Source organism: Bradyrhizobium sp. YCK136 (assembly GCF_044570075.1).
GTDB lineage: Bacteria > Pseudomonadota > Alphaproteobacteria > Rhizobiales > Xanthobacteraceae > Bradyrhizobium > Bradyrhizobium diazoefficiens.
The window spans coordinates 7,001,842-7,015,969 of record NZ_CP172424.1 but is presented as its reverse complement, the minus strand read 5'-3'; the positions used below and the strand labels follow the sequence as shown (position 1 = coordinate 7,015,969).

Sequence of the window (14,128 nt, the reverse complement as noted above, 5' to 3'; positions counted from 1 at the left end):
TTGAACCGGCCGTTGCGGATTCCGCCGCGCCGGCGCCGCCGTACGCGGGATCTCCGATTTCGTCGAGGGTTGCGGCGCCGGCGCGCGGCCACTGGCTGACGACGATGGCCGCCATCGCGCCTTTCCCGAACGTGCAGGTCGACTCGACAATGATGATCCAGTTCTCGGTCGTCAGCTTGATCTGCTTATCGGAGTGTCGCTGCTTGGCATGGTGAGCCAGATCGATGTCTGTGCGTTTTAGAAGCGATACAATTGCGGCGGGAATCTCTGTACAACAACTACCTGCATCGTTATCTATCGCGAAGGCCATGCTCTTCGGAAGTCGATCCGCGACCTCGATGCGTACCAATTCGTCCGAACTCCGACCTCACGATGTGTCGACACATTATCTGATCGACGTCTTGCTCGACGGAGCGCACGAATCTTACTCTGTGTTCTGGGCGCTGAAGGCCATCGGCTTGCTTGCAGTTATCACGGAAGCGCAGCAACAATCTTGTCACGCACTCGCGACTTGCCAAGTTGCTCGGTGCTTCCAGATCCGGTCTGTCGCATTGTCTCGCCTATCTTGACAGGCTCCGAATCTTGCACACGCAGCGGATGCATTTGCCCGGCTGCCTTGCGCCTACTCAAGTGTATTCAGTGCCGATTATGGCGCGCTGGCGCGACGATCATGGTTCGCCACTCACGGAGTCGGCCGAGCACGCGCAGGCCGCCAATTTGTCGACGCCAGCCCTGGCTTATCGATATGCGGAACTGCATGCGTCGATGCACATCTACGCTCGATCGAACTGCAGTCGAAAGAGACGTTGTCATCATGAAACGCTGGTTCAAACTCTTCGAGACCGCGTCGCGGCACTTGCAAGCCAAGGAGCGTGGTCTCTTCGTTGTGGTCGTCGGCTGCATGTTGATCGCCGCGGGATGCATGGCAATAACTCCATACATTCTCGGCGTCCTAACGGACAGATTGCTGGAGGGCCGCGCGTCGCATGATGTGCTGGTGCTAATGGCCGGGGCTTATCTGGCGACGGTGGCGATGCCAAGGATACTTCAGACCGTCGCCCTCCATCGACAAAGCAGCCTTCGTGTTCACGCCAATCGCTCGCTGCTGTCGAGCTATTTCAACTATCTGTGTGAACAGCCGGAAAGTTTCTTTACGAGCAGGAATTCCGGTGAGCTAAGTCAGGAGGTTACACAGGCGTCGAACGATCGGTACGTCATCATTCGCAACTTTTCATCCTCCATCATTTCCCCAATCGTCCAGATCAGCATTGCAATCGTTATTCTAGTACCCGGAATCAGAGCTGAGTGATACGGCGGCCTTTGAAACGGCGTTGACGGACCTTTTTCTTGGTCCAGACGAAGGGCTCGGCTCTGTCGTTGTATGCGTTGACGTAGGCATCGATGTGTTCCTGAAGCTGCTTGAGGCTCGTGAAGGAGGTGCCGCTGAGCGACTGCCCCTGCAAGATGGAAAACCATACTTCGACCTGATTGAGCCATGACGCACTTGTCGGCGTGAAATGAAATTGCACGTTGGGGTGGGCCTTGAGCCAGTCCTCGTTCTTTTTATGGGTGTTGAGGTTGTCGAGGATGACGTGAAGCTTGCGGTTCGGAAAAGCCGCGGTGACGCTGTTCATGAAATCGAGAAACTCGACGCGGCGCCGGCGTTTTGAATGGGTCGCGATGATCTTTCCGGTGGCGACTTCGAGCGCCGCAAACAATGTTGTGGTGCCATGCCGCTTGTAATCGTGGCTTTGGCCGGTCAAGGCGCGGCCATTGGGCAACTTCAGATAACCCTGCGCTCGCTCCAAAGCCTGGATCGAGGGCTTCTCGTCCACGCACAGCACAATGGCCTTCGCCGGCGGCGCGACATAGAGGCCGACAACATCGGCGGCTTTGGCCGTAAAGTTCGGGTCGTTGCTCTCGCACCAGGACTTGCGAGCCACCAGGTCAATCTTGTGGCTGCGCAGGAACCGCCAGACATATTGGACATCGACATCGCCCAGCGCCTCGGCCAGCAGGGGGCCGGTCCAGCGCGCAAACCCTTGCGGTGGCGGCTTATCCAGCAGCTTCAGAATCCGCTTGTCGGTCGTCTTCGTATAGATCGGCTGCTTGCCAGGCCGCGGCTTGTCTTGCAGCCCTTCAAGGCCATGGTCGGCATAGCGATGCCGCCAAAGGCTGACAATCCGCGGCTGGACCCCAACTTCCTTGGCGATCGACCGGGTGCTGCGCCCATCCGCCGCCAACAGAACTATCCGCGCCCGCTTCAAATCGCGCTGCAACGTCACCGGTGAGCGACAGCACGCCTCAAGCACCTTGCGATCTTTCCTCGAAAGGTGGACTTCTCTTGCTTCGGGCATCATCCCGACCTTGAATCACGACTCACGTTCCAAGAAACGTGGGTACTAGCCCTGAATCGAGACCTCATAGTTGCCGCAGCGATCTTGATTTATGCGGTCCTGTTTCTCACCAATAACGCCATACAAGGCAGAAGGCTGATGCAGCTCAGGGACGGCCTCATGGAGGCCGGGCGAAAGTCTTATGCAACACTTTCCGATTCCATCTCCAATATCGCAGTTGCGCGCCAGTACAACGGGTACGACTTTCTGCTTTCCCGGTATCGCGCGGTGCTGGACGAAGATCGCCACGCGCAAGGTCGATACTGGGCTGTTAGTCTTCAGATGCAGATCATCAACGCGCTGCTGTTTGTCGGCTTTTTTGGAGTGTCATTCGGGGTGGCTTTGTACGGGGTGGTTCACGGAGAGCGCTCCGTTGGGAGTATGGTGCTCGTCGGTGCGTACACGTTGACGCTGTTGGCCCCGATCGAAGGCCTCGGCAACATGCTTACCGAGATCACTCAGTCGCTAAGGACGTTCGGCGTGTTCATGGACAAGCTGGAATCCGTGCGCCCGTCGTCCAGGCGCCATGCCGAAGTGGTGCCGATGTCATCTTTCCAGCCGGCGATCGAATTTGACGATGTATCGCTGATCTATCCAGGCGCAACCGTGCCGGCCCTCAGGGGTATCAGCTTCTCCATCGCACCGGGACAGCAGGTGGTCATCACGGGTCCGAGTGGCGCGGGCAAGACTTCTATCATCAAGGCGTTGACCCGACAGTATTCGCCGGGCACAGGATCAATCCGCCTATTTGGACAGGATATCGCGACGATAGACGTGCGGACCTTGAGCGACCGGGTTGGATATGTTTCACAGGAGGTGCTCATTCTCAAGGACACGCTCCGCTTCAATCTGAAGATTGCGCGAGCAGAGGCATCGGATGAAGAAATACTCCACTCGCTCGAGAAGGCCGGGCTAGGCGATCTCGTTCCCAGCTTGCCGGCCGGTCTCGACACGATACTCGGTAATCGTGGTGCAACCCTTTCGGGAGGGCAGAGGCAGAGACTGGCCCTCGCCAGGCTGTTTCTACGGAAGCCTGACGTTGTCGTGATTGACGAAGGCACCGCGGCTCTGGATATCGTCACCGAGCAACGGGTGCTCGAAGAGTGTCTGACAACTTTTGACGGGAAGACGATTGTGATCGTCACGCATCGTCCGAGCGCGATGGTGTTGGGAGACACGTTGATCGTTGTGCAAGACGGGCGGGTCGAGGACAGCGGAAAACACGATGAACTGAGGTCGCGCAACGGTTTCCTTTCGCGCGTTCTCAGCGGAGCAGCGTCATGATCCGGCTCTCCCGAGGCGCTTCAAGCGGAATAAGCCGGTTTGGCTCATCCGGATGACTGCATCATTCTTTCGGCCTTGGTCACGAACAGGAGTGGCTGGTGAAGTGGAGTACCATTTGTTTGGTGGGCGTCGCGTCGGCATTGTTCGCGCAGTCCGGAGCCGTAATCCGATTGACGGCTGAAAGGCAGGTCTTGTTTCCAGCAACGGTGGTGCTTCCTCTGCCTTGGGATCCGACCTCGCCCGAGTGTCGCGAGGATCCAATGCCGCCAGGCTTTCGGGTGAATGGGGAGATCAGCTCGGCTGGTCCGCAAGGCCGGTGCGCGCAAATTGACGGACAGCCGATCTGATGCGGTTTGCGCCGTTACGTAGGCCGCACTTGGGCGATGATTGGCCGGCCTATCTCCAAACGCCGAGGAGATGAGCAGTGCTGGTGTCAAAAGGCATCCTGCTTAGGCTGCGTCAATTTCCGCAGTAGAGTTTGTGCGTCATCCAGCAATGCCTGCAGCTGCTGCCGCTCGCTGATCGCATCCCTCGTGAATAGCCCGTGCGTGCGCGCATTCTGATTTCCCTTCGGCGCGCCGGACCCTAGCGCGCCGCCGTGCATGCGGCAGCGTGTCTTGCCGTGCGCCGCTGGCGCGCGGCACGGGCTGCCGTCGCGGGTTCGGGCGCCGCAGCGGGGGCTGGTGCGCATCGGGACCGTGTTGCGGGTGTGGCCGCCGGTCATGGGGTGGCGCCTTGCGTTGCCTCGCTCCGGCTCGCCTCCGCAACAAGCACGTTCGTATGCTGCGTGACGTTGCCCACGATCGCTCGTCCTCCGTCCTGAACGGACAGGTTTTTCACCGTGATCGCGCGCTCGTCGCTGTTGCGGTGGCGGCTCAGGGCCTCGACCTGAGCGGCAAAGGTGCGGGTCAGCCGGGTCAATGCGCGCGTGACACTTTCCTGCGGGAGGTTGTCGGTGCAGGCGAGGCGGCAGGCGCAGCGCATCGTCGCCAGGTGCACCGAGACCATCTGCGACACCAGCATGGCTTCGATGGAATCCTTCGGTGCGATGCTCCTGATCATCGAGACCATGAAGGCGAGATTGGCCTCATCGGGTTTCTGTCCGACCGCGCTCGCTTTCACCAATTGCCTGAGAATGCCGTGCAGCGCGTCGCGGTCAACGGCACCGAGTGCCTCGGCCAGCAGGCGCTCGCCGGCTTGCGGGTCCGGATGGGTGATCGCAATGCGCCGCTTGTACAGTCTTATCCGCGGGCTCGCGGCGGGGCCGCCGCGATCGCTTGCTGCAAGCGGCGAGGTGATGCGGCGGTTCGGTGCTGTTGTCATGTGCTGTGTCCTTTGCTGGCGCAGGCGTGCGCGAGCGACCGTTCGCTGCTGCGCGCGGATGCGAATTTCGGGATGTCGATGAAGGGCTTATGCGCAACCACGTCGAGGCGGCCCGGATGAGGGTGGCCGTCACGCTGACGATGGTTGCGATGATGGCATTCTGCCGGTGTTTTGCCCGACGAGTCAAACGGCGTTGCGAAGCGCGCAAGTCCTTGTTCTTCCAAGCACCGGCTACTGTGCATGGGGTTGTTTTCGCGCTTTTTGTTTTGAGCCGGCGCTTACGTGCCGTGCGACGGAATTGCGAGGCGCGTCGTGTGTGGAAACGCGATTGCGCAATCCCGTGCGGCCGCTCATCATGATCCCCGAGCGCGCCGCACCAACAAGCATGCACACGCGGCGCCGAAGTCTGGGGAGAGAACGAATGCAACGAACGGCTCGCCTGCTGGCAGTCATCGCCGGATTGTGCGCCTGTGCGCCGGCGACAGAGGCCCTCGCGCAGAAATATCCAACGCGGCCGATCAAGATCATGGTCGGCTTCAGCGCGGGCGGGCCGGTCGATGTCGTCGCTCGCATCATCGGCGACCGGCTGGGCAACAAGCTCGGGCAGCCCTTCGTGGTCGAGAACCGCGCCGGCGCCAACGGCATGATCGCCGCCGAAGGCGTGGCTCGTGCGGATGCGGACGGCTACACCATGCTCGCCTGCAACTCGTCCACCATCACGCTCAACAAGACGCTGTTCAAGGACATCCGCTACGACCCGGAAAAGGACTTCGCGCCGTTGACCACAGTGGTGTCGGCGCCGCTGGTGCTGGTGGTCAATCCGGAGAATCCCAGGACGGCCGACATCAAGACCGTGGCCGATCTCGTTGCCGCGGCGAAGGCGAGGCCCGGCGAGCTTGCCTACGGTTCAGGCGGCAACGGCAACCTCGCCCATCTCGCCATGGAGCTGCTCGGCCAGAAGGCCGGCATCAAGATGATCCACGTGCCCTATCGGGGCGGCGCCGCGTCCGAGGTCGGCATCCTCGCGCAGGAGGTGCTGGCGGTGTTCGATCCCCTGTCGGCCGTGCCGCTGGTGAAGGCCGGCAAGCTGCGCGCGCTCGCGGTGTCCTCCGCCGAGCGGCTGCCGTCGCTGCCTGATGTGCCGACGGTTGCGGAGGCAGGCTATCCCGGCTTCGACCTGTCGTTCTGGGTCGGCTTCTTCATGCCGAAGGCGACCCCCGCGCCGATCCTGGAGGCGCTGCACCGGGAGATCGTCGCCGCCGCCAGGGATCCGGCGGTTGCGGAGAAGCTCGGCTCGCAGGGCGTGGTTAGCGTGCTGAGCCCGGCCGAGTACGCCGCGAAGATCGCGAAGGAGACCAAGGAGCTCGCCGAGGTCGTGGCGGCGGCAAACATCAAGGCGGAGTGAGGTGGCCGCTTGGATTTAGGCATGATCGTACGGCTCGCTCCGCTGCACCCCTCCCGCTTGCGGGAGAGGTCGGCGCGCAGCGCCGGGTGAGGGCTTTTTCCTCTGGGGGATTGTCCCGCCGCGGAGACACCCTCTCCCCACCCCTCTCCCGCGAGCGGGAGAGGGGGCGCACCTCCTTCGCGGTAGCCATCACGGCCACAGGATTTGCTTGCGGCAGCCCAAATCGTTCAGCAGCGACAAGCCGGTGTGAGCTAGCTCGAGGAGCGTTCGCGCGCCGCAAAGCGGATCGCACGAGCTTTTGCACTCTTTCCGGCCGCGCGGGCCGCGATCATGCTCCGCGCCTTGCCGTGGGCCCCGGCATTCCTGCGCAGCAAGGTTGCGAACCGCTTGCGTGCACGGCTAGCCGAGAGCCGCGCCGCGAGCTGCTCGGCCTTGCGCATGATGGTGACGACCGACGGTGTCAGGTTCACCGGAACCCAGGCGACGTCCTTCGTCTTGGACAGGCTGCCAACGCCTTCGCAAGGCGCTTCGCGCGGTAGGTCGATCCGGATTGCGAGAGCCTCCGCGCGCTCGGTCCAGTCCTCGGCCCTGGTGCCCGTGATGATGCGGACATAGTCGCGCGTCTCGCGCGGCAGCTCGCTCTCTCTGGCGAGCCACTTCTGGATGCGGCCGGGACCTGCGTTGTAGGCGGCCGCGGCGAGGCCGAGATTGCCGAAATCGTCACGCAGCTTGCGCAGGAATTTTGCTGATGCGGGCAGCGCCTTCACGGGATCGAAGGGATCGTCCAATCCGACCTCGGCCGCCGTTTCCGGCATGAACTGCGCGACGCCCTGTGCGCCGGCCGAGCTGACCTCGTTGGAACGAAAGCGGCTCTCCTGCCAGAGCAGGCGCGCGAAGAACGGCACGGGAATGCCGCTGGCCTCGGCGGCTTCGCGAAGCGCGTGGCAGAATTGTTCGGTCGGTGAAAGCGGGGCCTGCGCGACGGGTTCGACTGTGGGGACCGGCTCGATCGTCTCGATGTAGGCCGCGCGCGCATTTGCCAGCTCAATGGCCTGCACGCTTGCGAGGAAGAGTTCGGCGAGGGGAACCAGAGAAGGACCGCGATCAGTCTTGAGAGCAGCGTGGTCGATGCTTGACGGCTGCCAGGAGGACGACGAGCCGACGTCGCACATCAGAATCAGGAACGCAGCGCAAGCCGCGACGACAAATCGCATCTCGGTAAGAGTCCTCGAACTGTGGGGGAACGACCAGCGCGTGCGCCGGTGAGGAGGACTTCATTAACCGTAATTGCGGCGAAGCTGCGATTCCGCGCGAGGGCAGGTGTTAGTACGGGGGCCTGCCGCAGAACATGCGCCGCCGGCCCCGCGGATCTACGGGGACCGCGAGCAAATGCGACGTGCGAGTGGTGGCACGGAGGCTAGTCCTTCGGAAAGTCCTTGCGCATCGCGATCTCGGCGGCATCGCCGGGCGACAGCACGGTCTGGTCGAAGGCCGGCTGCGGCCTCGTCATGATGTCGTAGAGCGAGATGCCCTTGATCGGCTTGTCCATGAGCACGCGGACGCAGTCGGCGAGCGTGCCGTTGTAGACGAGATAGGGCGGACCCCGATCCTTCTGCCTCTCGCCCTTTAGCGATGGCCACTTCTTCAGTTCGGCCGGCGCGTCATAGGCGATCGGCGATCCTTCTTTGAACATGCGTTCGGCCCTGGACGGCTTGGATTGCCGGGAATCCTAGAGCCGCCGGGTAAACACACGTTAAAGAATTAGTTCAAATCAGCCGGCAACGAAGGCGAGCAGGGTGCCGTTGGCCTTGGCCGGCGGCACGACGATCGCAGGTCCACTGCGCAGCGCCGCCGCGCCCAGCGCCTTCTCGGTCGCCGCGAGATCGCCGCTGACCAGCACCAGCGCCGCGCCGCCGCGCTCGGAGAGGCCCGCTAGCGGCACGCCGGGATAGCGTTTGCCGAGCTGGTCCAGCGTCAAATAGACGAAGTCGGCACGATCGCCGCCGGAGGGCACGGTGACCGCGCCGTCGGCCTCGGTCTTCGGTTCGCGGTCGATCAGGCGCGCGAGGTGCGCGGCTTCCTTCGCGGGATCGGGCGTTGCGATCAGCGTCTGCTTGATCCGCTTGGCCGCATTGGCATGCTTCATCAGTTTGGGGATCCACACCGTCTCGCGGGTCTTGTGCTGGCAGGCGAAGATGCGCACGCCGCCCGGTGCTTCCGCGGTCGGCCACATGAAGGTGCGGAATTTCGCCGCCGAGACTGTGCCGTCAGGCAGCGTCACCGGCCGCTCGAAATCGGTCGGGCCGATCGGCGTCAGGCCACGCGCGCGGATTTCCTCTGCGCCGGCGGCGCTATCGACCGCCGTGAAGGCGATACGCTCGATGCCTTCGCCGCGTGTGTCGAGGAAGGCGCGGGCCGGCGCATTTTGCTCGGTCGCGGCCAGCAGGCCGAGCAGCTCCATATAGTCCGGGTCGAACATGATGGTGTAGTTGCCGGTGCCCATATGCGCGCTGTGGGTGCCGCGCGGCGACACCGTGAAGCCGAGCTGCCGGTAGTTCTCGGCGGCCTTGTCGAGGTCCTTCACCATGACCACGGCGTGGTCGATACCGATGACGTTCTTGAGGGCCACTGTGATTTCCCCGCGGCAGATGCAGATTGAATTTGGACGGCACGAGCGGCCGCTGTCCCTATCTACGCCGGATAGACGATCAAGTCATTTTCAATTCAGTGGGACATGCGGAAATTTCATTCCGCGAAACGTGATATCGACGCGCGATGGCGTCAGCGCGCCTGCTCGATATAGGCGGCGAGGATGGCACGCTCCTCGCCGGTCATTTCGGTGATGTTGCCGGGCGGCATCGCGGTGGACCAGGCCGCGACGCGGCCGATCAGGCGAATGTTGCGCTGGATGTGCTCGGGCGCGTCGAGCAGGATGCCCTTCGGCGCGGTGACGATCCCGGCCCAGACCGGTTCGGCCGCGTGGCACATGCTGCAGCGGGACATCACGATCTCCTCGACATTGGCGACCGTGACCGGTGCCGATAGCGCGCCGGTCTTCACCTCGCGCGGGCCGGCGGCGGACAGGAAGAGGATCGCGATCGCGCCCACGGCGGCCACGCCCCACACCCACCACGGCGATTGGCGCCCGGCATGGCGCTCGTTGAAGAAGTGGCGGATCACGGGGCCGAGCGCCAGGATGATCGCGACGATGATCCAGTTGAAGCGCGTGGCGTAGAGCAGGGGATAGTGGTTGCTGATCATCAGCACGACCACCGGCAGGGTCAGATAGTTGTTGTGGACCGAGCGCTCCTTGCTGGTCTTGCCGAGCTTCGGATCCGGCGCCTGTCCCGCGATCAGCGCTGCGACGATCTTCTTCTGGTTCGGGATGATCAGCGTGAAGACGTTGGCGACCATGATGGTGCCGATGATCGCCGCGATCTGGTTGAACGCGCCGCGACCGCTCAGCACATGGGTGAAGGCGTAGGTCAGCGCGACCAGGAACAGATAGCCGCCGATGGCGAACGGCAGCTCGCGCTGGGCAAGCCCGGTGCGGCAGGCAGCCTCGTAGAGCGCCCATGCCAGAGCCAGGCTGAAGAAGCTGAACAGCCCGGCCTGGAATGGCGTGAGGTCGAGGATCGACTTGTCGACCAGGAACAGGTCGGCCTCGAGATAATAGACCACCACCATCAGCGCGAAGCCGGATAGCCAGGTGGTGTAGGCTTCCCATTTGAACCAGGTCAGCTCATCCGGCATCTGGCTGGGCGCCACCAGATATTTCATGATCCGGTAGAAGCCGCCGCCATGGACCTGCCAGGCTTCGCCCTGAACGCCGTCAGGCAGATCGCTCTTGGGCTTGAGGCTGAGGTCGAGGGCGATGAAATAGAAGGAACTGCCGATCCAGGCGATCGCCGCCACCACGTGCAGCCAGCGGAGCAACAGGCTCGCCCATTCCGATATGATGGATCCCCACATGATCACCCCATCAGGTGCGACACAAATGCCGCAGCTTTGATCACCGCAACCGGCGGTCGCGCCCATACAATGTGTCGCACCGATCAACGGCATTTTCCAGTACGATGGGTCGTGGCTGATGCACATCGTGCGGGCATGAGCTGATGTGGGATTCGGCAGGCGTTTTTCCCGCCGGATCGATCGGCGTTGACGCTTGAGACATGCGCGCCGGGAGGAAGACGACGTGAAAAACAGGATATGGTCCGCAGCGATGGCCGCGGGATTGCTGGTCGCGGCCGCGACATCTGCGCAGGCCGAGCCGGTGATGCAGGGCAGGGACGCCTATGGCGACTGGCAGTCCGACAGGCCCGGCACGGTCAGGTTGATCCGGCCGCAGGATCTGGTCAAGCCTGGTGCCACGCGGTCGGTTGCGAGCTTCGCGCGCGTGGTGTCGCGGCCGTCGGATGCCTCGCCGCAGGTGCCTCCGGGTTTCAAGATCGAGCTGTTCGCCGAAGGCTTGCGCGCGCCGCGCATCGTACGCGTCGCGCCGAACGGCGATGTCTTCGTCGCGGAGACGCGGGCGGGCACCATCCGCGTGCTTCGTGCAGGAGAGGGCGGCAAGGTTGCGGCCAACGAAGTCTTTGCCAGCGGTCTGCGGCAGCCATTCGGCGTTGCCTTCTTTCCGAACGGCGACAATCCGCAATGGGTCTATGTCGCCAACACTGACAGCGTCGTCCGCTTTCCCTATCAGGCCGGTGACCTCAAGGCGCGCAGCAAGGCGGAGAAGATCGTTGCGAGCCTGCCGCATGACGGCGGCCATTCGACCCGCGACATCGTCTTCACGCCCGACAACAAGCGCATGCTGGTCTCGGTCGGCTCGCTCAGCAATGTCGCCGAGGGCATGGGCACGCCGCCGGGCGGGATGGATGCGTGGTCGAAAACGCAGCCGCTCGGCGCGGCCTGGGCCAGCGAGACCGAACGCGCCACCGTGCTGGCGTTCACTCCCGACGGCAAGGAGCGGAAGATCTACGCCACCGGCATCCGCAATTGCGTCGGCCTCGCGATCCAGTCGCAGACCGGCCTGCCGTGGTGCTCGACCAACGAACGCGATGGCCTCGGTGATGACCTCGTGCCCGACTACGTGACCAGTGTGAAGGAGGGCGCCTTCTACGGCTGGCCGTGGTTCTATATCGGCGGCAACGAAGACCCGCGTCATGCCGGTGCGCGACCGGACCTCAAGGACAGGGTGACGATCCCCGACGTGCTGATACAGCCGCATTCGGCCTCGCTCGGTATGACCTTCTATGAAGGCACGCAGTTTCCGTCCGACTACCAGGGCGATGCCTTCGCCGCCGAGCACGGCTCCTGGAACCGCTCCAAGCGCACCGGCTACAAGGTGATCCGCATCCGGATGAAGGACGGCAAGCCGACGGGCGAGTACGAGGACTTCGTCACGGGGTTTGTGCTGAGCGACACGGAGGTGTGGGGACGGCCGGTGGGCGTGGCGGTGGCGAAGGATGGGGCGCTGCTGATCTCGGAAGATGGCAATGGCACGATCTGGCGGGTAAGCCACCCATAATTTTGGAGATGGCGTCGCTATCTTGTCGACACCCCTTAACAACGGGTGAAAGCCGCCGAAACTACTTGCAACAACCGTTGATACTAGCCAAGGTAGAGCGTTCTTTGGGGGGAGAGCAAAATGGAAGGACTGGGGACAACTGAGCCGTTGGTTACGGCGGCTTGGCAGTGGTTTAGTATCGGACTAGGCGTCGCTTTCCTGGTCACCATCGGCATCATTGTCCTTTTTGTTTTCAAGGGAGATACCGAGTACGGGATCGATCAAGGATTTCTCGGACTTATTTTGATGCTGACTACCATTTTCTATCTTGTGGCTTTTTCATTTTTGGTCGCCGCGTCGACTAAGGGGTTGGATATTAAGGTGACGGTCGTAGTTGTCGATGCTCTCGTCCTGATCGGAAGCAAACTATTGGCGCCGCGCTTCCTCACCTACTTATCGTCATGAACGTCCGGAGTTGAGTGCTATCCTCTTCTCACGCTCGCCCCTCCATCCACCGGCAGCGTCACACCCGTAATGAAATTCGCCTCGTCCGACGCCAAAAACAGCGCGGCGTTCGCGACGTCCCATCCCGTGCCCATCTTCCTGCGCAGCGGCACCTTGCTGTCGCGCTCGGCTTCGACCTCGGCGCGGGTCTTGTGCCATTCGCGGGCGCGGGTATCGACCGCCATCGGCGTGTTCATCAGGCCGGGCAGGATGACGTTGGCGCGGATGCCGTATTCGGCGTTCTGGTAGGCAAGCTGTTCGGTGAAGGCGATCATCGCTGACTTTGTCGCCTTGTAGGCGACATATGGATACGTCGTGATCGCCGCCATCGAGGAGATGTTGATGATGGTGCCGCTTCGTTGCGCGCGCATGATCGGGATGACTTCTTTCGCCGCCAGGATGCAGCTCTTCAGATTGATGGCGACGACGCGGTCGAACGCCTCTTCGGTGATCTCTAGCAATTCGGCATCGCCGCCGGACAGGCTGACGCCGACATTGTTGTGCAGCACGTCGATCCGGCCCCAGCGCGACTGCGCCTCCTTGACCATCGCCTTGATGTCGGCGGTTTTGGTCACGTCGGCCTTGAAGGCTGCGGCGATGCCGTTCGTCACGGCGATCATCGCGACGGTTTCCTGCGCCGATTCCAGATGATGATCGACGCACAATACCTTGGCGCCCTCGCGCGCGAAGGTCAGCGCGGTGGCGCGGCCGTTGCCCATGCCTTCGCCGGGGCTCTGGCCGGCGCCGACGACGATTGCAACCTTGTCCTTCAAGCGCATGTCAGTTCACTCCGGGGATCGGGTACTGCTGGAGTACCTCTTTGTAAGTGGGCTCGTTGTCGATCTTCATGGTCGCGAGCACGCGCACGACGCCGCAATAGAAGGCAATGGTGAGGACGAGATCGACCATGTGCTCGTCGGAAACATGCTGCTTGATCTCGGCAAAGGTCGTGTCCGACATCGCGAGCTCGCGTACCATCTCGCGGGCGCCTTTCAGGACCGCCCTGGCCAGCGGCTCGAGCTTCGAGGGCTTGCCCTCGGTCTCCGCCATCAGGCCTGCGATGTCCTCGTCGGTGACGCCGAACTCCTTGCCGATCTTCACGTGATGGGTGAACTCGTATTCCGATTTCTCCATCCAGCCGACCTGGAGGATCGCAAGCTCCCGCAGGCGCGGGTCGAGCTTGCTCTTGAAGCGGATGTAGCCGCCGATGCCGTTGAAGGCGCGCGCCATCTCCGGCGAGTTGACCAGCAGCTTGTGCAGATTGGTGTTGCGCTTGAGCATGTCGCGATATTCAGGCGCGACCTGGTCGGCCTCGAGATAGGGCAGGCGGGCCATCGTGTGTCTCCTCAGTGTTCTCTGGACTCGCGTTCGGGGGCCTGCAGCGTCACGCCGCCATCGACCACCAGCACTCTTGCGCCGGCGCGTGCCAGCAGAATTGCTGCAGCGCGGCCGTTGCCGATGCCGTCGCCCACGGCGCCGCCGCTGATGAGCGCCACCTTGCCGGCGAGGCCGGCATCGTCCTCAGGGCCCTGCATCCCGTTTCATCCCGATATTTTCGTGCAAACTAGCAATGGAGTGCGGAGGTGAGAAGGCCGGCCGTCCCGCGTAGATGTCATTGACATCGCATGGAATTGCATGCCGCCGCGCGAGACGCTCCGCGGTTGAGCAGGCGCGGCGCGGAACCATCTTCACACAACTGCGTTTGCG

At 62.6% G+C, this 14,128-nt stretch carries 15 protein-coding genes; 5 read left to right on the top strand and 10 right to left on the bottom strand.

All coding sequences use genetic code 11. From position 1 onward, the window contains the following. Window positions 1-814 precede the first annotated feature (814 nt). On the top strand, window positions 815-1,309 hold the full coding sequence (locus ACFLEY_RS33885; RefSeq protein ID WP_396604312.1) for an ABC transporter transmembrane domain-containing protein: 495 nt from the start codon (window positions 815-817) through the stop codon (window positions 1,307-1,309). Here ACFLEY_RS33885 and ACFLEY_RS33880 read toward each other — a convergent pair. Continuing rightward, window positions 1,296-2,360 (bottom strand): IS630-like element ISRj1 family transposase, encoded by a 1,065-nt coding sequence (locus tag ACFLEY_RS33880; RefSeq protein ID WP_396604311.1) that lies wholly within the window; start codon window positions 2,358-2,360, stop codon window positions 1,296-1,298. The genes ACFLEY_RS33885 and ACFLEY_RS33880 overlap by 14 nt on opposite strands. Window positions 2,361-2,441: 81 nt before the next feature. Here ACFLEY_RS33880 and ACFLEY_RS33875 point away from each other — a divergent pair, with 81 nt between their 5' ends. After that, window positions 2,442-3,680 carry an ABC transporter ATP-binding protein gene (locus tag ACFLEY_RS33875; protein ID WP_211433967.1) on the top strand — a complete coding sequence of 413 codons (1,239 nt, stop codon included), beginning with the start codon at window positions 2,442-2,444 and terminating at the stop codon, window positions 3,678-3,680. 433 nt (window positions 3,681-4,113) lie between these two features. Here the strand turns inward: ACFLEY_RS33875 and ACFLEY_RS33870 are convergent, their stop codons facing one another. Next, the gene (locus ACFLEY_RS33870; RefSeq protein WP_060910959.1) at window positions 4,114-4,404 is read right to left on the bottom strand and encodes an HGGxSTG domain-containing protein; all 291 of its coding nucleotides are present in this window, start codon (window positions 4,402-4,404) and stop codon (window positions 4,114-4,116) included. Beyond that, window positions 4,401-5,003, bottom strand: coding sequence for a hypothetical protein (locus tag ACFLEY_RS33865; RefSeq protein WP_060910960.1), 603 nt, complete (start codon window positions 5,001-5,003; stop codon window positions 4,401-4,403). Before ACFLEY_RS33865 ends, ACFLEY_RS33870 begins: the two co-directional genes overlap by 4 nt. Window positions 5,004-5,424: 421 nt before the next feature. Here ACFLEY_RS33865 and ACFLEY_RS33860 point away from each other — a divergent pair, with 421 nt between their 5' ends. After that, window positions 5,425-6,408 carry a tripartite tricarboxylate transporter substrate binding protein gene (locus ACFLEY_RS33860; RefSeq protein WP_060910961.1) on the top strand — a complete coding sequence of 328 codons (984 nt, stop codon included), beginning with the start codon at window positions 5,425-5,427 and terminating at the stop codon, window positions 6,406-6,408. A gap of 251 nt (window positions 6,409-6,659) precedes the next feature. Here the strand turns inward: ACFLEY_RS33860 and ACFLEY_RS33855 are convergent, their stop codons facing one another. The 4 genes from ACFLEY_RS33855 to ACFLEY_RS33840 form a co-directional block, all read right to left on the bottom strand. Next, complete coding sequence (locus ACFLEY_RS33855; protein ID WP_060910962.1) at window positions 6,660-7,622, bottom strand: lytic transglycosylase domain-containing protein; 963 nt, start codon at window positions 7,620-7,622, stop codon at window positions 6,660-6,662. A gap of 203 nt (window positions 7,623-7,825) precedes the next feature. After that, window positions 7,826-8,101, bottom strand: coding sequence for a hypothetical protein (locus ACFLEY_RS33850; protein WP_060910963.1), 276 nt, complete (start codon window positions 8,099-8,101; stop codon window positions 7,826-7,828). A 78-nt stretch (window positions 8,102-8,179) separates the two neighbouring features. Continuing rightward, window positions 8,180-9,037, bottom strand: coding sequence for a VOC family protein (locus ACFLEY_RS33845; RefSeq protein ID WP_060910964.1), 858 nt, complete (start codon window positions 9,035-9,037; stop codon window positions 8,180-8,182). A 152-nt stretch (window positions 9,038-9,189) separates the two neighbouring features. After that, window positions 9,190-10,380 (bottom strand): urate hydroxylase PuuD, encoded by a 1,191-nt coding sequence (locus ACFLEY_RS33840; protein WP_060912973.1) that lies wholly within the window; start codon window positions 10,378-10,380, stop codon window positions 9,190-9,192. A 223-nt stretch (window positions 10,381-10,603) separates the two neighbouring features. Between ACFLEY_RS33840 and ACFLEY_RS33835 the strand changes: the two genes are divergently transcribed. Together ACFLEY_RS33835 and ACFLEY_RS33830 are read left to right on the top strand one after the other, a co-directional pair. Next, window positions 10,604-11,938: a sorbosone dehydrogenase family protein gene (locus ACFLEY_RS33835; RefSeq protein WP_060912974.1), complete on the top strand. Its 1,335-nt coding sequence runs from the start codon at window positions 10,604-10,606 to the stop codon at window positions 11,936-11,938. Window positions 11,939-12,058: 120 nt separating this feature from the next. Continuing rightward, window positions 12,059-12,382 carry a hypothetical protein gene (locus tag ACFLEY_RS33830; RefSeq protein WP_011085495.1) on the top strand — a complete coding sequence of 108 codons (324 nt, stop codon included), beginning with the start codon at window positions 12,059-12,061 and terminating at the stop codon, window positions 12,380-12,382. 17 nt (window positions 12,383-12,399) lie between these two features. Here the strand turns inward: ACFLEY_RS33830 and ACFLEY_RS33825 are convergent, their stop codons facing one another. Genes ACFLEY_RS33825 through ACFLEY_RS33815 form a run of 3 tightly spaced genes read right to left on the bottom strand, consistent with a single transcriptional unit; the run spans window position 12,400 to window position 13,956 of the window. After that, window positions 12,400-13,200 carry an SDR family NAD(P)-dependent oxidoreductase gene (locus ACFLEY_RS33825; protein WP_060910965.1) on the bottom strand — a complete coding sequence of 267 codons (801 nt, stop codon included), beginning with the start codon at window positions 13,198-13,200 and terminating at the stop codon, window positions 12,400-12,402. A 1-nt stretch (window position 13,201) separates the two neighbouring features. Further along, window positions 13,202-13,756: a carboxymuconolactone decarboxylase family protein gene (locus tag ACFLEY_RS33820; protein WP_028174718.1), complete on the bottom strand. Its 555-nt coding sequence runs from the start codon at window positions 13,754-13,756 to the stop codon at window positions 13,202-13,204. Between the two features lie 11 nt (window positions 13,757-13,767). Then, the gene (locus ACFLEY_RS33815; RefSeq protein ID WP_060910966.1) at window positions 13,768-13,956 is read right to left on the bottom strand and encodes a hypothetical protein; all 189 of its coding nucleotides are present in this window, start codon (window positions 13,954-13,956) and stop codon (window positions 13,768-13,770) included. Between the last annotated feature and the right edge of the window lie 172 nt (window positions 13,957-14,128).

Excerpts from the sequence above, each read along its gene's own strand:
- ACFLEY_RS33850 (WP_060910963.1), bottom strand. The coding sequence starts at position 8,101 with ATGTTCAAAGAAGGATCGCCGATCGCCTATGACGCGCCGGCCGAACTG.
- ACFLEY_RS33825 (WP_060910965.1), bottom strand. The coding sequence starts at position 13,200 with ATGCGCTTGAAGGACAAGGTTGCAATCGTCGTCGGCGCCGGCCAGAGC.
- ACFLEY_RS33885 (WP_396604312.1), top strand. The coding sequence starts at position 815 with ATGAAACGCTGGTTCAAACTCTTCGAGACCGCGTCGCGGCACTTGCAA.
- ACFLEY_RS33815 (WP_060910966.1), bottom strand. The coding sequence starts at position 13,956 with ATGCAGGGCCCTGAGGACGATGCCGGCCTCGCCGGCAAGGTGGCGCTC.
- ACFLEY_RS33840 (WP_060912973.1), bottom strand. The coding sequence starts at position 10,380 with ATGTGGGGATCCATCATATCGGAATGGGCGAGCCTGTTGCTCCGCTGG.
- ACFLEY_RS33860 (WP_060910961.1), top strand. The coding sequence starts at position 5,425 with ATGCAACGAACGGCTCGCCTGCTGGCAGTCATCGCCGGATTGTGCGCC.
- ACFLEY_RS33870 (WP_060910959.1), bottom strand. The coding sequence starts at position 4,404 with ATGACCGGCGGCCACACCCGCAACACGGTCCCGATGCGCACCAGCCCC.
- ACFLEY_RS33820 (WP_028174718.1), bottom strand. The coding sequence starts at position 13,756 with ATGGCCCGCCTGCCCTATCTCGAGGCCGACCAGGTCGCGCCTGAATAT.
- ACFLEY_RS33880 (WP_396604311.1), bottom strand. The coding sequence starts at position 2,360 with ATGATGCCCGAAGCAAGAGAAGTCCACCTTTCGAGGAAAGATCGCAAG.
- ACFLEY_RS33830 (WP_011085495.1), top strand. The coding sequence starts at position 12,059 with ATGGAAGGACTGGGGACAACTGAGCCGTTGGTTACGGCGGCTTGGCAG.
- ACFLEY_RS33855 (WP_060910962.1), bottom strand. The coding sequence starts at position 7,622 with ATGCGATTTGTCGTCGCGGCTTGCGCTGCGTTCCTGATTCTGATGTGC.
- ACFLEY_RS33865 (WP_060910960.1), bottom strand. The coding sequence starts at position 5,003 with ATGACAACAGCACCGAACCGCCGCATCACCTCGCCGCTTGCAGCAAGC.